Genomic DNA, 21,668 nt, shown 5'->3' with positions numbered 1-21,668 from the left:
GGTTGTCGGCCTCGGCTCCGTCTGCTGCGGACGGAGCGTGATCGCGCCGGCGGCGGGCCTGCTGCGAGGAGGCGGGCTCCTCGGCGGCGGGGCGCTCCCCGGCGGACGGCCGCTCCTCGGTGAGGACGGCGGTCGCGCCCAGGTCCACGGTCGGCTGCTCGTTGGCGGGGGTGGAGAGGCGGGCGGTGCGGTCGTCGGTGGTCACGGTGTGCTCCTTCTCGGGTGCCGGTCGCCCGGCGGGATGCGGTGCCGCCGGGCGGGCCGGCGGTGCTGCCGGTGTGCTCCGGCGATGCCTCCACGCTACGGACGCGCCCGGACCCGCCCCATCCGGGGAACCCCCGGAACTCGGGGGCGATCCCCCGCCTCGACGCGGGGGCGGGTGCGAGACTGGTCCCGGCGCGAGGAGGCGGCGATGGACGACGACGAGCTGCGGCACCGCACCCGGGACCGCAAGGGCGCCCGGGCCGTCTGGTTCGCCGGGCTCTCGGCGCTCGCCGGCTTCGTGGTGATCTCCCCTGTGATCTCCCTCACGGCGACCGTGATGGTGTGGGGGTCGCGGCGGCGGATCGGCACCCTCAGCGACCGCAACGGCCTGGTCGCCGTCAACTGGCAGCTCACCTACCTCGCGCTCCAGCTGATGCTGGTCCCGCTGCACCTCGCGCTGGTGTCGGTGCGCGACTCGCTCGGCGCCGACTGGCCGCTCGCGACGATCTCGGCGATCCTCGCGCTGGCCGTGCTCAACCTCGTGCTGTGCGTCGTCCTCGGAGTCCGGTCCGGCCGGGGACGTACCGTGCGCCTCTGGATCGCCGCGCCCTTCGCCCGCTCCACCCGTCCGCCGCGCTGACCGTCCGGGGACACCGGGCCCGTCGGCTCTCCGCTCCTGGGACTCCGCCCGGCGTGTCCGCGGCGCGGTGCCCCCTCGACCCCGCGGCGGCGGGCAGGGTGGTGGAGTGATCGCCTTCCCTCCGCCCGTGTACGTCGTGGCCGACGACGGAGTGCGGCTGGCCACCTACTCCGTCGGCGAGGAGAGCGCCCCGACCGTCCTCGCCGTGCACGGCTTCGCCTCCCACGCCGTGCTCAACTGGGAGACGTCGGGCTGGCTGCGGACGCTGCACCGGGCCGGGTACCGCGTCGTCGCGCTCGACCAGCGCGGGCACGGCGCGAGCGAGAAGCCGCACCACTCCGACTCCTACAGCGTGGACGCCATGGTGGCCGACCTGGTGCGGGTGCTCGACTCCTACGACCTCGACGCGCCCCACGTGCTCGGGTACTCCCTCGGCGCCCGGATGAGCTGGGTGCTGGGGCTCGAGCACCCGGAGCGGCTCGCATCGCTGAGCCTCGGCGGGCTGACGGTGGGCGAGCCCCTCCGCTCCTTCGACGCGGAGGCGGCCCGGGCCCGCGTCGCCTCCGGCGGCGAGATCGACGACGGCTTCACCCGCGCCTTCATCGGCATGGCGGAGGGCGTGCAGGGCAACGACCTCGCGGCGCTGGTGGCGGTGGCCGACGGCGTCCGTGGCGGGGCGCACCCGGAGCACGGGCGGCACCCCGGCCTGCCGACGCTGCTCGTGACCGGCGGCGCGGATCCGATCGCTCCCGGCGGTGAGCTGCTGGCGGCGGAGACGGGGGCGCGGTTCGTGAGCGTCCCCGGCCGCGACCACACCAGCACCGTGCCCGCGCGGGGCTTCAAGGACGCGGTGCTGGCGTTCCTGGCGGAGCAGCGCTGAGCCGGCCCCGCGCCGGGCGGGAGCACCGCGAGCGCCGAGGCCCGCGGCGTAGCATCCCCCTCATGCAGGCGATCCGCATCGAGAACCCCGGCCCAGACTCCCGACTCGTGCTGGAGGAGGTGCCGACGCCCTCCCCCGGACCCGACGAGGTCCTCGTCCGCGTGGCGGCCGCCGGCATCAACCGCGCCGACCTCGGCCAGCGCGCAGGGGTCTACCCGCCGCCGCCCGGCGCCTCCGAGATCCTCGGGATGGAGGTGTCCGGCACGGTCGTCGCGCTCGGCGAGGACGCGACCGGGTTCGCGGAGGGCGACGAGGTCTGCGCGCTGCTCTCCGGCGGCGGCTACGCGGAGTACGTCGCGGTCGACGCGGGCCTGGTGCTGCCGGTGCCGGACGGCGTCGGCCTCGTCTCGGCCGCCGCCCTCCCGGAGACGACGTCCACCGTCTGGTCGAACCTCGTGATGGTGGCCGGGCTCGGATCCGGCGACACCGTCCTCCTCCACGGAGGCGGGAGCGGGATCGGGACCACGGGCATCCAGGTCGCCGCCGCCCTCGGCGCCCGCGTCGCCGTCACGGCCGGCAGCCCCCGCAAGCTCGAGGCGTGCCGCGCGCTCGGGGCCGACGTCCTGATCGACTACCGCGAGGAGGATTTCGTCGAGCGGATCCGCGAGGCGACCGGCGGGCGCGGCGTCGACGTGATCCTCGACCCCGTCGGCGGCGACTACCTGGCCCGTGACCTGGAGGCGCTGGCCGTGGGCGGGCGCGTGGTGTTCATCGGCAACCAGTCCGGTGCGCTGGGCTCGCTCGACCTCGGGGTCCTGATGCGCAAGCGCGGGGCGGTGCACGCCACGACCCTCCGCGCCCGGCCCCTGGAGGAGCGGCGCGCGATCGTCGCGCGGGTGCGCGCAGAGGTCTGGCCGCTGGTCGCCGCCGGGACGGTGCGCCCGGTGGTGGACGAGGTGGTCCCGCTCGCCGAGGCCGAGCGGGCGCACGACGTGATGCGCTCCTCCGGCCACATCGGCAAGCTGCTGCTCACCCCGTGACGCCCCGCACCGGAGGAGGCCCCCGCCGCCCGCGGTGAGCGGGAGCGGGGGCCTCCTCCGATGACGCCCTTCGGCGGGGCGTCAGACGGCGGAGCGCAGGAGTCCGAGCGAGCGGTTGATGCCGTCGACGTCCACCGCGGCCGGATCGAACGATGCTCCGGCGGCGAGGCCGAGAGCCTCGAGCGCCTCCGCGTGGTCAGCCGAGGACGGGTCCGTCGCCGCCCGCACCGTGTCGGCCCAGGCCGCGGGGCCTCCCGGCACGTCGAGCGGAGCCGCGCCGCGCGCGCCCGTGCAGCGCGGCAGAGCCGTCGACAGCGGCGCGATCGCCTCCAGGCGGATGACGTGGCGCCACTCGTCCTCGAGGTCGTAGACGTAGAAGAGCTCGTCCTGCTCCTGCTCGAGCACCTCGGCGAGCGCGACGCCCGCCTCGTCCACGAGGTCGGCGCCGAACTCCTCCGCGTCGGACGGCGAGCCGATCGGAGCCTGCTCCTCGTCGGGCACGCCCACGCTGAAGTAGTGCGGCTGCGCGTCGGTCCAGCCCAGCGAGAGCTGGAGCGCGAGGTGCAGATCGCGCAGCGACGACTCGGAGGAGAGCTCGAGGCGCCGCCAGACGACGGGCTTGGTCCCGAGCAGGGCGACGTGGAGCGCGTAGGCCGTCGCCGTGTCCTGGGTCGCCTCGTCGAGGATCTCGAGGCGGGTGGCCTCGCGCTCTCCGAGGAGGACGACCGTCGCGCGGACGACGGAGGCGAGGACGGGCGCCAGGCCCTCCGGCACCGCGTAGCCGAACTCGGGCGAGTGCAGCAGCAGCCCGAGCTCGGCGGTGTCGTCGAGCATCCGCTCGGCCGTGCCGACCATGCGCTCGCGCTCGTCGAGGGCCTCGTCGAGCGAGACTCCGGAGTCGGCTGCCAGCTCGTCGACCAGCTCGCCGACGACCAGGCCCGGGTGGATCTCGGCCTGGCAGGCTACCGCGATGCGGACCAGTACGGCATCGGTGGTGGTGACCGCGCGCTCCTCCGGGGAGAAGGCGCCGTCCTCGGTGTCGGCGGCCGCCAGCGCGGTCTGGGCGCTGAGGATCCACTGCTCGAGGAAGCGGGCGACGTAGGCGATGCGCTCGGCGGCGGCCTCGTGGGCATCGGAGCTGCGCCAGAGCACGGCGGCCTCGCCGAGACCTGCGGCGGATCCCTCCTGCTCGAGCACAGCGGAGCCGACCAGCGCGTCCCACCAGGCCGAGACCGGGATGCGGACGGAGTCGTCGCTCGGGGTGGATCCCGCGGAGGAGATGCCCGCCTCGACCGCGATCTCGCGGGCGGCGCGCTCTGTGAGGGTCGCGCCGTCGTCGGCGGCGAGGTGCTCGACCACGACGTCGGCGGCGTGCACGAGAGCGGTGGCGCGCACGGCGGAGAGCTGCTCCTCGGCCGGGACCTCGTCGAGCTCGGCGAGGTCGTCGAGCACGGCCTCCACGAAGGAGCCGGCGAGGTCGAGGACCTCGTCGAGGACGGCCTGGCACTCGTCCAGCTCCTCGTCGGTGCCGGTCCAGAGGTCCTCGTCGGTGAGGAAGTCGAGGAAGTGCTCGACGACCTCGGCGACGGTGAAGAGGGTGTCGTCGAGGTCGGCCTCGCTCTCCTCCCCCGACAGGTCGGCCTCGATCTGGTCGAAGACGGCCTCGAGCAGCTCGGCGTCGGGCTGGGCGAAGGAGCCGCGCGGGCGCAGGTCGCGGGTCATCGCGAAGAGGTCGGTCAGCACCTCGACGGCCTCGTCGGCCTCGAGGTGCTCGTGCTGCATTCCCACCTCGGCGAGGTGCGAGCGGTACCAGCTGCGGAACCGCACCATCAGCGCGGTCTCGGCCGTGCGGCCGCCGCCCTGACCGCCGGACCCGCCCTGACCGCCTCCGGATCGTCCCTGGTTGCGCTTCTTGCCCATGATTCCTCCGCGACCGCTCCACTCACGACGAAGCGCTCCAGCCTACCCAGTGCGGGCGCGCGGCGGCACGCGCGGTCGCCCCCTGTTCACCCTGTGCGCACCGGGTCCGCTCCCTCTGATGCGGCCGATCGCCCGAGTCCTGGGATCAGCGCGCTGTGGGAGTCCTCGCCGCCCGGGCCCCTGCCACACGGGTCGCGATGATGAGAAATCTCGCAGCGATCGGGCGGCGAGGCTTGCGCTCGGACCCTCCGCTTCGGTGGAGTGTCCGGATGACCGACACGACGGACACCGCCGAGACCGCTCCCGGGAAGGCGTCGCTCAAGCGGGTGATCACCGGGCCGCTGCTGTTCGCCTTCATCGTGGGCGACACGCTCGGCGCCGGCATCTACACCCTGGTCGGCACGATGGCCGAGGACGTGGGCGGCGTGATCTGGCTGCCGCTGCTGATCGCGCTGGTCGTCGCCCTGCTCACCGCGGGCACGTACGCCGAGCTGATCACCAAGTACCCGCACGCCGGAGGGGCGGCGCGCTACGTGGACCGCGCGTTCGGGAAGCCGTACCTCTCGTTCCTGATCGGCTTCCTGATGATGGCCTCCGGCATCACGACGGCCGCCTCCCTGGCGAACGCGTTCGCGGGCGACTACCTCGGGGCTCTGCTGGACGTGCCGCCGATCCCCACCGCGATCGTCTTCATCGCGATCCTCACCCTGGTGAACCTGCGCGGGGTGAAGGAGTCGCTGACGGCGAACCTGGTCGCCTCGGTGATCGAGGTGAGCGGACTGGTCATCGTCATCGTCTGCGCCGCGGTCTTCTTCGGCTCCGGCGACGGCGACGCCTCCCGCGTGCTCGAGTTCAACCCCGACGTCGCTCCGCTGCAGGGGGCGTTCGCCGCCTCGATCGTCGCCTTCTTCTCGTTCCTCGGATTCGAGGCCGCGGCGAACATGGCCGAGGAGGTGCGGAACCCCTCGAAGGTCTACCCGCGGGCCCTCTTCGGTGCGCTGATCACCGCCGCCGTGGTCTATCTCCTGATCGCGCTCGGCGCCGTGATCGTGCTGCCGAACGACGAGCTCGCGGCCTCCAGCGGCCCCCTGCTGGACGTGGTCGCGGCGAGCGGAGTGGCGGTGCCGCCGTGGCTGTTCGGCCTGATCGCGCTGGTCGCCATCGCGAACGGCGCTCTGCTGTTCATGGTGATGGCGTCGCGGGTCGGCTTCGGGCTCGCCACCTCCGGGCTGCTGCCGAGCGCTTTCGGGAAGGTGCTGCCGGGCCGCCGCACGCCGTGGGTGTCGATCGTGGTCGTCGGCGGAGTGACGATGCTGCTCAGCCTGATCGGCGACGTCGGCACGCTCGCCGAGACGACGGTGCTGCTGCTCCTGCTGGTGTTCATCGCGGCGAACGTGTCGGTGCTGGTGCTGAAGAAGGACCGCGTCGACCACGCCCACTACTCCGTGCCGCGGGTGGTGCCGGTGCTCGCGACCATCGCGAGCGTGGTGCTGCTGACGCAGCAGACGGGCGTGGTCTGGCTGGCGACAGCGGGCTACGTGGTCGTGGGGACGCTGCTGTTCCTCGCCACCCGCCTGGGGAAGCGGAAGCACGCGGAGCGGACCCCGGACTGATCCGGGCCGGCGGCGATCCGTCGCGAGCGGCCCGTCCGCGGATCCCCTGCGGGCCGTCCGCGGCGGATCGATCGCGGGGGGCGGTGAGGAGTGGGATCGTGAGGCTATGACCGTCACGCTCGAGCCGATGCCCGCCGCCGCTCTCGCCGCCTGGATGCGGGTCCAGCGCTCGGCGTACATCGAGGACCGGATGCGCGCGGGCGACGACGAGGCGGCCGCGACGCGCAACGCCGACGCCTCGTACGAGAAGTACTTCCCGGGCGGCTCCCCCGCCGCCGGGCACGACGTGCTCCTCGTCTCCGAGGACGGCCGCGCGGTCGGGTCGCTCTGGCTCGGCCCGCACCCGAGCGGACTCGAGGCGTCGGGTACGTCTGGGACGTGCAGATCGACGCCGCCGAGCGCGGCAGCGGCCTCGGCCGGGCGGCGATGCTGCTCGCGGAGTCGCACGTCCGCTCCCGCGGCGGCTCCGCCCTCGCGCTGAACGTGTTCGGCTTCAACACCGCCGCGCGGGCTCTGTACGAGTCGCTCGGCTACGAGACGACGTCCCTGCAGATGCGCAAGCCGCTGGCCTGAGCGGGGCCGCTCGACGCCGGGCAGGGGCACGACCCGGTCGCGCAGAACGTCGCACGCCGTGCTCGAGGGCGGACGCCGACGGGCGCCCACCGACGAGCACGGCGGCGGCAGTGGTGGAACCGCCGGGGATCGGCGGGACCCTGCGGTCAGCTCGTGGAGGCGACGGCGGTCGGGTCGCCGGTGCCGGACGGACGCGGGGCGTCACCCGATCCCGTCGCCACCGACGCGCCGGTCGGAACGATGGTGCCGCCGGTCGCCATCCCCCGGCCGAAGGCCTGGCCCTGGAGGATCGCGCCGAGGTCGACGCCGGTCGCCGACCTGACGCTGTCGAACGTCGCGGCGAGACCCGCCGCCTGCTCGCGCGCGATGTGGGTGCCGGCGGTGTCGCCGCCGATCAGCGTCACCGAGCCGACGTTCTGGTAGCCCTTCGCGAACTCGGCCATGAGCGAGGGCAGCTGCCCGATGAGCTCGCGACCCAGGATCGCCTCCTGGTTCTCGCGGAGCGCCTCCGCCTCGGCCGCGATGGCCGCCGCGCTCGCCTCACCCTTCGCGCGGATGGCCTCCGCCTCGGCGGTCGCGTTCGCGCGCAGCGCCTCGGCCTCTGCGCCCGCCTTGGCCCGCAGTGCGTGGGCCTCGGCCTCGGCGCGGGCGCTCACGGCGGCGGCCTCGGCGGCGGCGGACGCCTGGCGCGCCTCCGCCTGGCGCTGGACGGCGTACGCCTCGGCGTCCGAGACCTGCTGCGCGACCTGGCGGTCCGTCTCGGCCTTCTTCTCGCGTCCGTAGGCGTCGGCGTCGGCCTCGGTCTGACGGCGGTACTTCTCGGCGTCCGCGACGCGCTTGACGTCGGCGTCGAGCTCGGCCTGCCGGTTCTCGGCGCGCTGCACGAGGACGGCCTGCTCGCGCTCGGCGCGGGCCAGGTTCTCGGCCTGCTCGGCCTCGGCGTTGGCGCGGCCGACCTCGGACTTCGCGGCGGCGGTGTTCTTGTCGTAGGCGGTCTGCTCGATCAGGTTCGCCTCGTCCGTGGCCAGCTGGCGCGCCTTGACCTCGCGGGCCGCGTTGATCCGCGCGACGTCGGCCTCGCGGCGGACGCGCTCGATCTCCTGCGCTCCGAGCGCCTCGATGTAGCCGTTGCGGTCGGTGACGCCCTGGATGGCGAAGGAGTCGAGGACGAGGCCCTGGGCGAGCAGGTCGCCCTTGATGCCCTCGGCGATCTCGTCTCCCAGCTTCTGCCGGTCCTGCATGACCTCCTCGACGCTGAGCTTCGCGACGACGCCGCGGAGGGCGCCCTCGAGCTGCTCGGTCGTGAAGACGTCGATGGACTGGTCCTGCGACGCGAAGCGCTCGGCGGCGGCGCGGACCTGGTCGGCCGTGGACCCGATCTTGACCAGGGCGACGCCCGCGAGGTGGATGGTCACGCCGTTCTTGGTCTGCGCGACCGGCTCCATCTTGATCTGGCGGGAGCGCAGCGAGATGCGGTCGGACCGCTGGGTCAGCTTGTTCACGAACGCGCCGCCGCCGGTGATGACGGTCATGTTCGAGGTGAGGCCGTCCTCGCCCTTCTGCTTCTTCCCGACGATCACGATCGCCTCGTCGGCCTGCGGCACCTGGTACCAGGCGCGGAAGAGGAAGAAGCCGATGAGGGCGATCAGCAGGAGTGCGCCGACGGCGACTCCGGCGAGGACGATCCAGAGGAGATCCGGTTCCATGGGCGGGCGACCTTTCGTCCGACCCGCGCGACGCGGGTACCTGAGAGACGTACAGGTTCCATCGTGTCATAGCGCCTCGGACGGCCGCGTCGGCCGGAGGGGGGATACTGCGGACGCCGCCGAGAGCGGATCACGAGGGGGCGGGCCCGGAGGAGGACGCCACGAACGAGGGCGTCGCGCGGAGTGCCGCGGAGGAGATCAGTGCTGGGGTACCTGGACTCGAACCAAGAACAACTGAACCAGAATCAGCCGTGTTGCCAATTACACCATACCCCAATGGTCATCCGGAGGTGATCCCGGGACCAGGCGGCGACCGGATCGAGACCCGAGCGCCGAGAGACGACAGTACCCTACGCGGGCATCCCGCTCAAATCGAGCCGCGGACGACGCTGCCCTCGGACTCCGGGGCGGCCTCGCCGAGGCGGGCGCGGACGAGGTCGCGGTTGATCGCGGAGGCGACCTGGGCGCCCGATCCGGCGGCGACGATCAGCTGCTGCGGGCCGGGAGGGGTGACCTCGCCGGCGGCGTAGAGGCCGGGGACGGACGTGCGGCCACCGGCGCCGACGCGGAGGAAGCCGTCGGCGTCGCGGTCGGGGCCGGCCGCGTCCAGGTAGTCCAGCGCGGGCGTCCAGACGGGGCGGACGAACGCGCCGGTGCGCGGCACGACGTCGCCGTCGACGAGGCGGACGCCGGTCATCTCGGCGCGCTCCCCGGCGAGGTCGGCGACCGGGCGCCGGTCGACCCGGATGCCGATGGAGGCGAGCAGCGACTCGTCGGCGTCGCTCACCGTCCCGACGCCGTTGGTGAAGACGATCAGGTCGGTCGACCACTGTGAGAGGAGCATGGCCCGCTCCGCGAGGTCGTCGGTCTCGCCGATCAGGGCGAGCGCCTCCCCCGCCTTCTCGTAGCCGTCGCACTCCATGCAGCTGTGCACGGCGGTGCCGTAGTAGGCGCGCAGGCTCGGGAGCGCGGGCGGCGTCTCGAGCAGTCCCGCGGCGACCACGACGGCGGTGGCGACGACGGAGCGGTCCGCGCTGCCGCGCACGCCGCGCGCGCCGACCACGAACTCGCCGCCGGAGCGCTCGACCGACGTGACGAGGGCGTTGTGCACCTCGGCGGCCTCGTAGCGCTCGAACTCCTCGCGGCCGAGGCGGCGCAGCTCGAGCGGCGAGATGCCGTCGCGGGTGAGGAACCCGTGCGAGTGCAGGGTCGCAGCGTTCCGCGGGCGGTTGCTGTCGAGCAGCAGCACGCTGCGGCGCGCCCGGACGAGGTTGAGCGCGGTCGAGAGCCCGGCGGGGCCCCCGCCGATCACGACGACGTCGTAGCGTCCGCCGACCGTCTCCGCCACGGTCAGGCCTGCCGGGAGGTGCCGAGGTGAGCGCCCAGGCGGTCGAGGCGGGCGATCGACTCCTGCTTGCCGAGGATCTCCATCGACTCGAACAGCGGCGGCGAGACGCGGCGTCCGGAGACCGCCGTGCGCAGCGGCCCGTAGGCGATGCGGGGCTTGAGGCCGAGGCCCTCGATCAGCGCGGAGGCGAGCGCCTCCTGGATCGAGGCCGTCAGCCACTCGGACGCGGGGACGAGCTCGAGGGCGCCGATCGAGGCGGCGAGCACCTCGCCGGCGTTCGCGGGCAGGCCCTTCAGCGCGTCCTCGTCGTACTCGAGCGCGTCGGACGCGGTGAAGAGGAACCCGAGCATGCCGGGGGCCTCCCCGAGCAGGCCGATCCGCTCCTGCACGAGGGGTGCGGCGGCGTCGAGCACGGCGCGCTGCTCGGCGGTCGGCTCGCCCGCGAGCACTCCGGCCGCCACGAGGTACGGGATCGTCCGCTCGGTGAAGTCGTCGACGGCCAGGAGGCGGATGTGATCGCCGTTGATCGACTCGGCCTTCTTGAGGTCGAAGCGGGCCGGATTGGGGTTCACGTCGGCGACGTCGAAGGCGGCGACCATCTCGTCGATCGAGAAGACGTCGCGGTCGTGCGTGAGCGACCAGCCGAGCAGGGCGAGGTAGTTGACCAGGCCCTCCGGGATGAAGCCGCGGTCGCGGTGGTGGAAGAGGTTCGAGGACGGATCGCGCTTGGAGAGCTTCTTGCTGCCGTCGCCCATCACGTAGGGGAGGTGCCCGAAGCGCGGGACGAAGGTCGTCACTCCGATGTCGATCAGCGCGTGGTACAGCGCGATCTGCCGGGCGGTCGAGGGGAGGATGTCCTCGCCGCGCAGCACGTGGGTGATCTGCATGATCGCGTCGTCGACCGGGTTCACCAGCGTGTAGAGCGGCTGGCCGTTGGGGCGCACCACGACGAAGTCGCTGAAGGAGCCGGCGGGGAACGTGATCGGGCCGCGGACCAGGTCGTCGAAGGACAGGTCGGCGTCCGGCACGCGCAGGCGCAGCGCCGGGGCGCGGCCCTCGGCGCGGAAGGCGGCGCGCTCCTCCTCGGTGAGATCGCGGTCGTGGTTGTCGTACCCGTGCTGCTTCGCGCGGCCGGCCGCCTCGTTGCGCGCGTCGATCTCCTCGGCCGTGGAGTAGCTCTCGTAGAGGTGCCCCGAGGCCGTCAGGCGCGCGATCACGTCGAGGTAGACATCGGTGCGCTCGGACTGCCGGTACGGGCCGTGCGGGCCGCCGACTCCGACGCCCTCGTCCCAGTCGAGCCTCAGCCAGCGCAGCGCGTCGAGGATCTGCTCCACGCTCTCCTCGCTGTCGCGGGCGGCGTCCGTGTCCTCGATGCGGAAGACGAACGTGCCGCCGGTGTGGCGCGCGTACGCCCAGTTGAACAGGGCGGTGCGGATGAGGCCGACGTGCGGGGTCCCGGTCGGCGAGGGGCAGAAGCGGACGCGGACGTCGCTCCCGGTCGCGGTCGTGAACGGGTGCGCGTCCGGCGCGCTTTCCAGGGGCGGGGTGAGCTCAGACATACGAGGCCGATCCTACCGGCGGGAGCCGGTGCGGCGCCCCGGATCGCGGGGGCCGTGGCGCCTCCGCCCCGGGCACGGTGCGCGCCTCGCGGCGACTGCTTCTACCGGACAGCACTGCTCCGAGTCAACGGACTCCCCGAGCGAGCAGGAGCAGTGGTGCGCTGACCCCGGGCCTCTCGTCGAGAGGGCCCGAGCGCCGCACCGCAGGCCGCGCCGGGCCTCCGCGCGAGCGTGCCCGGAAGGAGCACTGATGAGCACGATCGATCTCGACACCCGCACCGACCGCCCGAGCGCCCTCACCGAGGCGGCACGGGAGGAGAAGGACGCCCGCACGCTCTCGCTCTTCCAGGCCGCGGTGAGCGCGGAGGCCGCCGAGGGCGCGCGCATCCGCGAGCGCATCGTGCTCGACCACCTGGGCCTGGCCGAGGCCATGGCCCGCCGGGTCTCCCGGAGCGGAGGCGACTGGGCGGATCTGCGCCAGGTCGCCTACGTGGGCCTCGTGAAGGCCGCCCGCCGCTTCACTCCCGAGCGCGGCGACAGCTTCGCCGCGTTCGCCGTCCCCACGATCACCGGCGAGCTCAAGCGCCACCTCCGCGACCTCGGCTGGATGATCCGGCCGCCGCGCGGCGTGCAGGAGCTGCACCGCCGCTCCGCCGTCGTCGCCGACGAGCTCGCGCAGGAGCTCGGCCGGCACCCCACCGACCAGGAGATCGCCCGCCGCCTCGGAGTGGACGCGACGGAGGTGGCCGACGCGCGCCTCGCGGGGCATCCGCTCTCCCTCGACGAGACCGTGGGTGAGGGCGGCGTCGGCCTGGGCGACACCCTCGGCGGCGAGGACGACCGGCTGCTCGAGATCGACCGGCGGCACGGGCTCGCCGAGGCCCTCGCCGAGCTCGAGGAGGGCCAGCGCGAGCTCCTGCGGATGCGCTTCGTCGAGGAGCGCACCCAGCAGCAGATCGCCGACGCCCTGGGGACGACGCAGATGCAGGTCTCGCGCCTGCAGCGGCGGATCCTCGCGCAGCTCGCCGACCGGCTCGGCGCCCCCTCGCGCAGCCATCAGCCGCGTGCTCCCCGGGCCCGCGTGGCCACGGTCACTCCGGTCCGACCGGCGACGCGGCTGAAGTCCGCCTGAGGTGGGCCTCGGCACGCGACGGGAGCGACGCGAGGGCGGCGAGGACGTCGTCGACCTGGACCGCGAGCAGCGCCGGGTCCGGCTCGGCGGAGAAGACGTCTCCGCGGCGGAGGGAGGCGTCGGTCAGCACGACGTGCGGCCCCGAGGCCGGAGGGCCCCAGGCCTCGGGCGGTGCCGGACCGAAGATCACGACCGAGGGGACGCCGTACGCGGAGGCGAGGTGCGCGGCTCCGGTGTCGACGGTCACCACGACCTCGGCGGCCGCGACGACCGCGGCGAACCCGCTGAGCGCGAGCTCCCCCGCCAGCACCTCGCCCGTGCCGGCGAGCTCGGCGACGCGGCGGGCGCGGTCGGCCTCGTTCGCGCCTCCGGTGTAGACGACGCGGTGCCCCTCGGCGGTGAGGGCGCGCGCCACCGCGGCGAAGCGCTCCTCCGGCCACTCGCGAGAGCCGTAGAAGGCCCCGATGTGCACGACGGCGGCTCCGGGGGCCGAGGCGGGCTCCTCGGGGACGGCGATCGCGACGTCCTCGGGGTCGGCGTCGAGACCGATCGAGTTCACCAGGCGGGCCCAGCGGGCGCGCTCGAGCTCGCCGTCGATCCAGAGCGGCCGCGGGTCCTCCGGGCCCGGGCCCGGGTCCAGCGCCGGGACGCGGAACTCGAGCGTGCGCTCGGGCGCGATCTCGCGCAGCCGCAGCCGCGACTCCGGGCCGTTGCCGTGGAGGTTCACGCCGAGCTCGACGCGGCCGGCGGCCATCGGCAGCGGGTCGTCGAGTCCGTGGAGGGTGGGCACGAGCGCGTCCAGGCCCTCGACCAGGTCGACGATCGGCTCGAGCCAGGGCGTGGTCGCCATGATCAGCCGGTGGTCCGGGAAGCCTCGGCGCAGGGCCTTGAGCGCCGGGACGGCGACGAGCAGGTCGCCGAGCTTGAGGGCGCGCAGCGCGAGGATCTCCGGAGTCCCGTCCGGGGCGGTGAGAGCGCGCACGGCGCCTCCTTCCTGTCGGAGTCCCCGTACCCCGCTGCGCGCACCTCAGACGCGCCGCCCGCAGATGCGAGCGACGCGCCCGGACGGACCGACTTCTCCGGAAGGGGGTTTACATCCCCGGTCGAGGGGTACGAGGAGAAGGTGAACGACTCCTCCTCCCGGAGCGCCGACGAGCGCGCGAGGGCCCCGCGCCTGCGGGGGATCCTCTTCGACCGCGATGCGACGCTCGTGGTCGACGTGCCCTACAACGGCGACCCAGCGCAGGTCTCCCCGATGCCCACCGCCCTCGCCGCGGTCGAGCGGGCGCGCGAGGCGGGGCTGGCCGTGGGCGTGGTCACCAACCAGTCCGGGATCGCCCGCGGGATCATCGACCGCGGCCAGGCCGACGCGGTGAACCGGCGCGTGGACGAGCTCTTCGGCGGCTTCGACGTGTGGATGCTCTGCCCCCACGGCCCGGAGGACGGCTGCTCCTGCCGGAAGCCCCGGCCCGGCATGGTGCTCGGCGCCGCCGAGCAGCTGGGACTGCCGGCACGGTCCCTCGCCGTGATCGGCGACATCGGGGCCGACGTCGGCGCCGCCGCCGCGGCCGGCGCCCGTGGAGTGCTGGTGCCGACTCCGATCACCCGCGCCGAGGAGGTGGACGCCGCTCCGCTGCAGGCGGCGACGCTCCTCGAGGCGGTCGAGCTGCTGCTCGCGATGCAGCCCGACGAGGACGCCGAGTGAAGCGCCGCGTGCTCGTCGCCCGCCTGGACAGCGCGGGAGACGTCCTGCTGTGCGGACCCGCCGTCCGGGCGATCGCGGCCGACGCCGAGGTGCTGCTGCTGAGCGGTCCGCAGGGAGCGCCCGCGGCCGCGCTGCTGCCGGGTCCCTCCTCCGTCCGCACCTGGTGGTGCCCGTGGATCGGCGACGCCTCCCGCCCCGTCGACGCCGAGCTCGTCGACGAGCTGCGCGCGATCGTCGAGGAGTTCGCGCCGGACGAGGCCGTGATCCTCACCTCCTTCCACCAGTCGCCGCTGCCGCTGGCCCTGCTGCTCCGCCTCGCCGGTGTCGCCCGCATCTCGGGCGCCTCGGTCGACTTCGCGGGCGCCCTGCTCGATGTGCGCCTCGTCCCGGGCGAGACCCTCGAGGAGGACCAGCCGGAGCCGGAGCGCGCGCTCGCGATCGCGGCGGCGGCCGGCTTCGCGCTGCCCGCCGGCGACGACGGACGGCTCCGCGTGCGCCGCGAGGGCGTGCTGCCCGCCGCTCTCGAGGGGATCGGCCCCTACGCGGTCGTGCACCCCGGGGCAGCCGTCCCCGCCCGCGCCTGGCCCGCGGCGAACGCGGCCCGCGCCGTCGAGCTGCTGGCGGACGCGGGCCTCGCTGTCGTCGTCACCGGCGGCCCGGGCGAGCGCTCCCTCACGGCCGAGGTCGCGGGCACCCGCGGCATCGACCTCGGCGGGGCGACGGACTTCCCCGGCGCCGCCGAGGTGCTGGCCGGCGCCGAGGTCGTGATCTGCGGCAACACCGGCCCCGCGCACCTCGCCGCCGCGGTCGGCACCCCCGTGGTCAGCCTCTTCGCGCCGGTCGTCCCGGCCGTGCGCTGGGCGCCCTACGGCGTCCCGGTCGCGCTGCTCGGCGACCAGGAGGCGCCCTGCGCCGGCTCGCGCGCCCGCGTGTGCCCCGTCCCCGGCCATCCCTGCCTCGCGGGGGTGAGCGCCGAGGAGGCGGTCGCCGCCGCCCTCCGACTCCGACCCACGACTTCCCCGAGAGAGGCCATCGCATGAGGATCCTGCTCTGGCACGTGCACGGCGGCTGGGCGGACGCCTTCGTCCGCGGCGCCCACACCTACCTGCTCCCCACGACTCCGGCCCGCGACGGCTGGGGCCTGGGCACCGGCGGCCGCGACTGGCCGAGCGCCGTCGAGATCGCGCCCGAGGAGCTGCACGACGCCGACGTCGACGCGGTCCTCCTCCAGAGGCCCGAGGAGCTCGCCGAGGCCGAGCGCCTGCTCGGGCGACGCCTCGGCCGCGACGTACCCGCCGTCTACGTGGAGCACAACACACCCCGCGGGGACGTGCCGGACAACCGCCACCCGCTCGCCGACCGCGACGACCTGCTGATCGTCCACGTCACCCACTTCAACGCCCTGATGTGGGACACCGGATCGACGCGGACGACGGTGATCGAGCACGGGATCCACGACCCGGGTCCCCTCTACACCGGCGAGCTGCCGCACTTCGGCGTGGTCGTCAACGAGCCCGTCCGCCGGGGCCGGGTCGCCGGGACCGACCTGCTCCCCCGCTTCGGCGCCGTCGCTCCGCTGGACGTCTTCGGGATGAAGACCGACCGGCTCGCCGAGCTGCCGGGCCTGGAGGACGTGACGGTCCTCGGCGACGTCCGCACGCAGGCGATGCACGCGGCCCTGGCCCGCCGCCGGGTCTACCTGCACCCGTTCCGCTGGACCTCCCTCGGCCTCGCGCTGCTGGAGGCGATGCATCTCGGGATGCCCGTCGTCGCGCTCGACGTGACGGAGGCGGGGCGCGCCGTCCCGCCCGAGGCCGGAGCGGTCTCGAACGACCTCGACGCCCTCGTCGCCTCGGCCCGGGCGCTCGTCGAGGACCCGGACCGCGCCGCCCGCGCCGGCGCCGTCGCCCGCGAGGCCGCGCTCGCGCGCTACGGCCTCGCCCGGTTCCACCGCGACTGGGACGAGGTCCTCGCCGACCTCCCGGGACGCCGGTCGCCGGAGCCCGCTCTGGAAGGGAGCACCCGATGAAGCAGCACCTCTCCTCCGCGCCCGCGCTCACGATCGCCATGGTCTCGGAGCACGCGAGCCCGCTGGCGACCCTCGGCGGCGTCGACGCCGGCGGCCAGAACGTCCACGTGGCGGCGCTCGCCGACGCCCTCGCGCGCCGCGGCCACCGCGTGGTCGTCTACACCCGCCGCGACGACCCCTCCCTGCCCCGGCGCGTGCCCTTCACCTCGGGAGTCGAGGTCGTGCACATCGACGCCGGGCCGCCGCGCCGGGTGTCCAAGGACGAGCTGCTGCCCTTCATGGGCGACTTCGCCGTCGACCTCGCCGAGGAGTGGCTGCAGGAGCGGCCGGACCTCGTGCACAGCCACTTCTGGATGTCCGGGGTCGCCGCGCTCGACGCCTCCGAGCGGGTGGAGCGAGCCACGGGTCGGCGCGTGCCCGTCCTCCACACCTTCCACGCGCTGGGCGTGGTCAAGCGCCGCCAGCAGGGCGCGCTCGACACCAGCCCCGAGGAGCGCGCCTGGCTCGAGCCCGGAGTGGGCCAGAAGGCCGACGGCGTCGTCGCCACCTGCTCGGACGAGGCCTTCGAGCTCAAGGGGCTCGGCGTGCCGACCTCGCGCATCTCGGTGGTGCCCTGCGGAGTCGACATCGACCGGTTCTCGGTCGAGGGCCCGGTCGCGCCCCGCAGCGAGCGCTCGCGGCTGATGACCATCGGACGCCTGGTGCCGCGCAAGGGCATGGGCATCGCGATCGAGGCGCTCGCGCACCTGGTCGCGGCCGGCCACGACGCCGAGCTCGTCGTGGTCGGGGGCTCCGGCTCCGGCGACGCGCTGACGGCGGACCCCGAGTACCAGCGGCTGCACGGCGTGGCCGAGAGCCTCGGCGTCGCGGACCGTGTCGACTTCGTCGGCCAGCTCTCGCAGACCGAGATGCCCGCGATGCTCCGCTCGGCCGACGTCGTGGTCTGCGCGCCCTGGTACGAGCCGTTCGGCATCACTCCGCTCGAGGCGATGGCCTGCGGCGTGCCGGTCGTCGCCTCCTCCGTGGGCGGCCTGATCGACACCGTGGTCGAGGACGTCACCGGGGTCCACGTGCCTCCGCGCGATCCGGTCGCCCTGGCCGCCGCCCTCGGCTCGCTGCTGGAGGACCCCGACCGCGCCCGCGCCTACGGGGCCGCCGGCCGCGAGCGCGTCGAGTCCCGCTACTCCTGGGACCGCGTCGCCGCCGACACCGAGCGCGCCTACGTCACGACGCTCGCCGGCCTCGGCGACGAGTCGCTCCTCACCGGCGCCACGAGCGCACCCTCATCCCCCACCACCCGGAAGGCGGCTCCGCGACGATGACCATCGACACCGCGACCATCGACACCGTTCTGGACACCCCGGCCGACGCCGCCCGGCGCCTCGTCGACGACCACGTGGCGCGCGCGCTCGACGCGGTCGCGCAGCTGGAGCGCCACTCCGACAGGATCGCCGCCTGGGGCGTCGAGCTCGCCGACCGCCTGCACTCCGGCGCGCGCCTGCTCGCCGCGGGCAACGGCGGCTCCGCGGCGGAGGCGCAGCACCTCACCGCCGAGCTCGTCGGCCGCTTCGACGGCGACCGCGTCCCCTTCTCCGCCATCTCGCTGCACGCCGAGACGTCGAGCCTGACCGCGATCGGCAACGACTACGGCTTCGACCACGTGTTCTCGCGCCAGGTCACCGCGCACGCCCGGGCGGGCGACGTCGTGGTCCTGCTCTCCACCAGCGGACGCAGCGCGAACCTCCTCCACGCCGCGGAGGCCGCCCGTGCGGCGGGCGCCCGGTCGTGGGCGCTGACCGGCGAGGGGCCGAACCCGCTCACCGAGCTCTGCGACGAGGCGATCGCCCTCGAGGGCCACGGCTCCAACGTGCAGGAGGCGCAGCTGGTGCTCGTGCACGCGCTCTGCCGGGCCTTCGAGCACCGGATCCGCGCGCGGACGGCGGCCGCCTCGTGAGCCGCCTGCGCCTCGTCGTCGTCGGCGACGTGATGCTCGACGTCGACCTCTCCGGACCCGCCGAGCGGCTCAGCCCGGACGCCCCCGTCCCCGTGGTCGACGTGTCGGCCCGCAGCGCCCGCGCCGGCGGTGCCGGGCTGGTCGCCCGGATGCTCGCCCGCGACGGGCACGAGGTGACGCTGGTGACCGCGCTCGCCGAGGACTCGGATCCGGACGTGGCGGAGCTGCGCGCCGAGCTGTCCGGCGTCCGCCTGGTCGCCGGGCCCTCGGGAGCGCCGACGCCGGTGAAGACCCGCGTCGCCGCCTCCGGCCAGGCCGTCGTGCGGATCGACCGCGGCTGCGAGACGCCGCCCGTCCCCGGCGTCACCGACGCGATGCTCGCCGCCCTCGCCGACGCCGACGCCGTGATCGTCGCCGACTACGGCCGCCGCCTGACCGAGGAGCCGTCGCTCCGCACGGCGCTCGACGCGCTCACCGTGCCGCTGGTGTGGGATCCGCACCCGCGGGGCTCGCAGCCGGTCGCCGCCACCTCCCTCGCCACCCCGAACCTGGCCGAGGCCACCGCCTTCTCGGGAGCCGTCGGCCGCGGAGTGACGCGCGCCGAGTCCGCCGCGACCACCCTCCTCGAGCGCTGGGGCTGCGGTGCGGTCACCGTGACGATGGGATCCTGCGGCGCCCTGCTGCGCTCCCGCGGCGCCGGCGTCCCGGTCGTCGCACCGGCCGTCGCCGTGCCGCCCACCGACCCGTGCGGCGCGGGCGACCGGTTCGCCGCCTCCGCCGCGGTCGCCCTCGCCGAGGGCGCGAGCACCTCGGAGGCGGTGCAGGCGGCGGTCGCCGCGGCCGGCGCCTACCTCCTCGCGGGAGGGGTCGCCTCCCTCTCCGCTCCCGCCGACCCCGCACCCCTCCACGGCGGCGGGGTGGACGCCCTGCGCGTCGCCGAGTCCGTCCGCGCGGCAGGAGGAACGGTGGTCGCGACGGGCGGCTGCTTCGACCTGCTCCACGCCGGCCACGCCCGCACCCTCTCCGCAGCACGCGCTCTCGGCGACTGCCTGATCGTCTGCCTCAACTCGGACGACTCCGTGCGGCGCCTCAAGGGCGCGGCGCGGCCGATCATCCCCGAGGACGACCGCGTCGACCTGCTGCTCGCGCTCGAGTGCGTCGACGCCGTGCTGGTCTTCGGCGAGGACACGCCGGACGAGGCGCTGCGCCGCATCCGCCCCGACGTCTGGGTGAAGGGCGGCGACTACTCCGCCGAGTCCCTCCCCGAGACGGCGACGGTGGCGGAGTGGGGCGGCCGGGTCCTGACCGTGCCGTACCACCCGGGCCGCTCGACCACCCATCTCGCCGCCGCGCTCGCGCGCGTCGGCTGACCCGCGGCCCACGAGGCCCGCAGACCACCCCCGGAAGGAAACCATGAGCACCATTCCCACCCCCATCGGCCGCGTCCTGATCACTGGAGGAGCCTCCGGGCTCGGTGCGGCCGTCGCCGCCGCGGTCACCGCCGCCGGCGGCACCCCGATCGTGCTCGACCGCGACGTCTCGTCGGTGAAGGAGGGCGTCGCCGCCTACCAGGTCGACGTCGCGAAGACCCGCGAGGCCGAGAAGGCGGTCGTCGAGATCGCCCGCGAGCACGGCGGGCTCGACGCCGTCGTGACCGCGGCCGGCATCGACCGCTGCGGCCGCCTCGTCGATGTGGAGCCGGAGGAGTGGGAGCGCGTCATCTCCGTCAACCTCCTCGGCACCGCGGCCGTCGTCCGGGCGGCGCTGCCTTTCCTCACCGAGACCCACGGCCGCGTCGTCACCGTCGCCTCCTCGCTCGCGATCAAGGCCGTCTCGGACGCGACCGCGTACTGCGCCTCGAAGTTCGGCGTGCTCGGCTTCACCCGCGCGCTCGCGGCCGAGACCAAGGGCGAGATCGGAGTGACCACGCTGATCCCGTCGGGCATGAAGACGCGCTTCTTCGACGACCGCGACGAGCAGTACAAGCCGGGCCCGGACGCGCTGCTGAACGACCCGGAGAACGTGGCGAACGCCGTCATGTTCGTCCTCGGCCAGCCGCGCGGCTGCGAGGTCCGCGAGCTCGTCATCACGCACGAGGAGGAGCCGTCCTGGCCGTGATCCGCTGATCCGGGCGCGCCCCGGATCCCCCTCCGCGAGACGCCGCCTCGGTCCGCACGCCCCGGCGCGTCGCGTACCGAGGTGGCGTCTCGCGGTTCAGCGGGTGGAGGCGAGCACCCCGCGGACGTCCTCGAGCACCGCCTCGACGCGCACATCGCCGACGAACGTGACGTCGTGCTCGCAGCGCGGAGCGGTCCAGCCGACCTGCGTGGCGTCGCGCCCGCAGACCGGGCAGTGCGTGGTCCAGCTCAGCTGCACCCGATGGCGCTGCCGCCCGAGGGCCGCGGCGTTGATCGCGTTGCCCACCCAGAAGACCCCGACCGTCGGAGCGCCGACCGCGGCGGCGAGATGGCGTGGTCCGGAGTCGTTGCCGAGCACGAGGTCGGCGAGCGAGAGCAGCGGAGCGAGGTCCGGGAGGTCCACGACGCCCGCCCAGGAGACCGCTCCCGGCGCTCCGGCGACGATCTCGTCGGCGGCGGGCACGTCCGAGGCGTCGCCCACCACCAGCACGCGCGCGCCGTCCGCCAGCAGCTCCGTCGCCACGGCGGCGAAGGAGGCGGCGGGCCAACGCCGGCGGGGATCGGTCGCCCCGGGGTGGATCAGCACCAGCGGGCCGCCCGCGGGCAGCGCCGCGGCGAGGCGGTCCCGCCGCTCCGGATCCACGGCGAGCGCCGGCTCGAGGCGGCTCGCGGGCGCTCCGGCCAGCCCGACGATCTCGAGCGCCCGCAGCATCTCGTGCTGGTAGTAGACGTAGGGGATCGTGCGCTCGAGCTCCGCGGCGTCGTCGGTGCGCGACCCGATCGTGTGGCGCGCGCCGAGGCGCTGGAGGAACGGGTTGGAGTAGCGCCCGCCGCCGTGCAGCTGCACGGCCAGGTCGAAGCGGCGCGCGCGCATCCGCTCGGTGAAGTCCTCGACGACCCGGGGGTCCTCCCCCTCTCCGTCGCGGACGCCCTGCGCCACCGGCAGGATCTCGACGTCGGCGATCGGCGACTCGACGCCCGTCAGCAGGACCCGGTGCGCGGGCGTCCCGAGCAGGGTGATCTCGGCTCCCGGGTAGGCGGCCGCGAGGGCGTCGACGGCGGGCAGCGCGAACAGCAGGTCGCCGAGTCCGCCGCCGCGCAGGACGGCGATCCTCTCGACTCCGGCAAAGGGCTCTCGGAGGGGGGCGATGGCGACCACGACGGGTTCCTCTCAGGTGCGGAGGGCGCGCGGGCGCCGCTCCGGGGACGGTGCACTCCTCCACTTCC

Annotated in this window: 20 protein-coding genes and 1 tRNA gene; 13 read left to right on the top strand and 8 right to left on the bottom strand. The window is 74.8% G+C overall.

Annotation, left to right across the window (positions count from 1 at the left end):
- Positions 1 to 205, bottom strand: a 205-nt coding sequence (locus tag C5B93_RS17465; protein ID WP_219814026.1) for a hypothetical protein, incomplete at its 3' end; no start/stop codon positions are given.
- A 207-nt stretch (positions 206 to 412) separates the two neighbouring features.
- On the opposite strand from C5B93_RS17465, the gene C5B93_RS06120 reads away from it, so the two are divergent.
- The 3 genes from C5B93_RS06120 to C5B93_RS06110 all read left to right on the top strand — a co-directional run bounded on the left by C5B93_RS06120 (position 413) and on the right by C5B93_RS06110 (position 2,764).
- A complete protein-coding gene (locus C5B93_RS06120; RefSeq protein WP_181068344.1) occupies positions 413 to 844 on the top strand; it encodes a DUF4870 domain-containing protein in 432 nt (143 codons plus the stop codon).
- Positions 845 to 950: 106 nt separating this feature from the next.
- Positions 951 to 1,724, top strand: coding sequence for an alpha/beta fold hydrolase (locus tag C5B93_RS06115; RefSeq protein ID WP_181028772.1), 774 nt, complete (start codon positions 951 to 953; stop codon positions 1,722 to 1,724).
- Between the two features lie 62 nt (positions 1,725 to 1,786).
- The gene (locus tag C5B93_RS06110; RefSeq protein ID WP_104292032.1) at positions 1,787 to 2,764 is read left to right on the top strand and encodes an NAD(P)H-quinone oxidoreductase; all 978 of its coding nucleotides are present in this window, start codon (positions 1,787 to 1,789) and stop codon (positions 2,762 to 2,764) included.
- Positions 2,765 to 2,845: 81 nt separating this feature from the next.
- On the opposite strand, the gene C5B93_RS06105 is transcribed toward C5B93_RS06110, so the two are convergent.
- Positions 2,846 to 4,684 carry a plasmid pRiA4b ORF-3 family protein gene (locus C5B93_RS06105; protein ID WP_104233238.1) on the bottom strand — a complete coding sequence of 613 codons (1,839 nt, stop codon included), beginning with the start codon at positions 4,682 to 4,684 and terminating at the stop codon, positions 2,846 to 2,848.
- Between the two features lie 269 nt (positions 4,685 to 4,953).
- Here C5B93_RS06105 and C5B93_RS06100 point away from each other — a divergent pair, with 269 nt between their 5' ends.
- Positions 4,954 to 6,297, top strand: a complete 1,344-nt coding sequence (locus C5B93_RS06100; protein ID WP_104226270.1) for an APC family permease — start codon at positions 4,954 to 4,956, stop codon at positions 6,295 to 6,297.
- Between the two features lie 150 nt (positions 6,298 to 6,447).
- Positions 6,448 to 6,870: an N-acetyltransferase gene (locus C5B93_RS17785; RefSeq protein WP_104292031.1), complete on the top strand. Its 423-nt coding sequence runs from the start codon at positions 6,448 to 6,450 to the stop codon at positions 6,868 to 6,870.
- Positions 6,871 to 7,016: 146 nt separating this feature from the next.
- On the opposite strand, the gene C5B93_RS06090 is transcribed toward C5B93_RS17785, so the two are convergent.
- The 4 genes from C5B93_RS06090 to gltX all read right to left on the bottom strand — a co-directional run bounded on the left by C5B93_RS06090 (position 7,017) and on the right by gltX (position 11,483).
- The gene (locus C5B93_RS06090) at positions 7,017 to 8,576 is read right to left on the bottom strand and encodes an SPFH domain-containing protein (protein ID WP_104292030.1); all 1,560 of its coding nucleotides are present in this window, start codon (positions 8,574 to 8,576) and stop codon (positions 7,017 to 7,019) included.
- Between the two features lie 204 nt (positions 8,577 to 8,780).
- Positions 8,781 to 8,852 (bottom strand) — tRNA-Gln (locus C5B93_RS06085).
- Positions 8,853 to 8,943: 91 nt separating this feature from the next.
- Positions 8,944 to 9,924 (bottom strand): NAD(P)/FAD-dependent oxidoreductase, encoded by a 981-nt coding sequence (locus C5B93_RS06080; RefSeq protein WP_181068343.1) that lies wholly within the window; start codon positions 9,922 to 9,924, stop codon positions 8,944 to 8,946.
- A gap of 2 nt (positions 9,925 to 9,926) precedes the next feature.
- Positions 9,927 to 11,483, bottom strand: coding sequence for a glutamate--tRNA ligase (gltX, locus tag C5B93_RS06075; protein ID WP_104292029.1), 1,557 nt, complete (start codon positions 11,481 to 11,483; stop codon positions 9,927 to 9,929).
- 250 nt (positions 11,484 to 11,733) lie between these two features.
- On the opposite strand from gltX, the gene C5B93_RS06070 reads away from it, so the two are divergent.
- Positions 11,734 to 12,615 (top strand): sigma-70 family RNA polymerase sigma factor, encoded by an 882-nt coding sequence (locus C5B93_RS06070; RefSeq protein WP_104292028.1) that lies wholly within the window; start codon positions 11,734 to 11,736, stop codon positions 12,613 to 12,615.
- Here C5B93_RS06070 and C5B93_RS06065 read toward each other — a convergent pair.
- Complete coding sequence (locus C5B93_RS06065; protein WP_104292027.1) at positions 12,575 to 13,597, bottom strand: glycosyltransferase family 9 protein; 1,023 nt, start codon at positions 13,595 to 13,597, stop codon at positions 12,575 to 12,577. The genes C5B93_RS06070 and C5B93_RS06065 overlap by 41 nt on opposite strands.
- Before the next feature lie 141 nt (positions 13,598 to 13,738).
- On the opposite strand from C5B93_RS06065, the gene C5B93_RS17215 reads away from it, so the two are divergent.
- Genes C5B93_RS17215 through C5B93_RS06035 form a run of 7 tightly spaced genes read left to right on the top strand, consistent with a single transcriptional unit; the run spans position 13,739 to position 20,421 of the window.
- Entirely contained in the window at positions 13,739 to 14,320 is a 582-nt protein-coding gene (locus C5B93_RS17215; protein ID WP_104226264.1) for an HAD-IIIA family hydrolase, read from the top strand.
- Positions 14,317 to 15,360, top strand: a complete 1,044-nt coding sequence (locus tag C5B93_RS06060; protein WP_219814025.1) for a glycosyltransferase family 9 protein — start codon at positions 14,317 to 14,319, stop codon at positions 15,358 to 15,360. The genes C5B93_RS17215 and C5B93_RS06060 overlap by 4 nt, the downstream gene beginning before the upstream one ends.
- The gene (locus C5B93_RS06055; RefSeq protein WP_104233231.1) at positions 15,357 to 16,349 is read left to right on the top strand and encodes a glycosyltransferase; all 993 of its coding nucleotides are present in this window, start codon (positions 15,357 to 15,359) and stop codon (positions 16,347 to 16,349) included. The genes C5B93_RS06060 and C5B93_RS06055 overlap by 4 nt, the downstream gene beginning before the upstream one ends.
- The gene (locus tag C5B93_RS06050; protein ID WP_104292026.1) at positions 16,346 to 17,671 is read left to right on the top strand and encodes a glycosyltransferase; all 1,326 of its coding nucleotides are present in this window, start codon (positions 16,346 to 16,348) and stop codon (positions 17,669 to 17,671) included. The genes C5B93_RS06055 and C5B93_RS06050 overlap by 4 nt, the downstream gene beginning before the upstream one ends.
- On the top strand, positions 17,668 to 18,303 hold the full coding sequence (locus tag C5B93_RS06045; RefSeq protein WP_104223523.1) for an SIS domain-containing protein: 636 nt from the start codon (positions 17,668 to 17,670) through the stop codon (positions 18,301 to 18,303). The genes C5B93_RS06050 and C5B93_RS06045 overlap by 4 nt, the downstream gene beginning before the upstream one ends.
- Positions 18,304 to 18,308: 5 nt before the next feature.
- A complete protein-coding gene (locus tag C5B93_RS06040) occupies positions 18,309 to 19,673 on the top strand; it encodes a PfkB family carbohydrate kinase (protein WP_104292067.1) in 1,365 nt (454 codons plus the stop codon).
- A gap of 43 nt (positions 19,674 to 19,716) precedes the next feature.
- Positions 19,717 to 20,421: an SDR family oxidoreductase gene (locus tag C5B93_RS06035; RefSeq protein WP_104292025.1), complete on the top strand. Its 705-nt coding sequence runs from the start codon at positions 19,717 to 19,719 to the stop codon at positions 20,419 to 20,421.
- 96 nt (positions 20,422 to 20,517) lie between these two features.
- Here C5B93_RS06035 and C5B93_RS06030 read toward each other — a convergent pair whose 3' ends face one another.
- On the bottom strand, positions 20,518 to 21,600 hold the full coding sequence (locus tag C5B93_RS06030) for a glycosyltransferase family 9 protein (RefSeq protein WP_104292024.1): 1,083 nt from the start codon (positions 21,598 to 21,600) through the stop codon (positions 20,518 to 20,520).
- Positions 21,601 to 21,668: the final 68 nt, after the last annotated feature.

Source organism: Rathayibacter sp. AY1A2, assembly GCF_002930935.1.
Taxonomy (GTDB): domain Bacteria; phylum Actinomycetota; class Actinomycetes; order Actinomycetales; family Microbacteriaceae; genus Rathayibacter.
The sequence above is the reverse complement of the archived record's forward strand: the minus strand, read 5'-3'. Positions and strand labels throughout refer to the sequence as shown.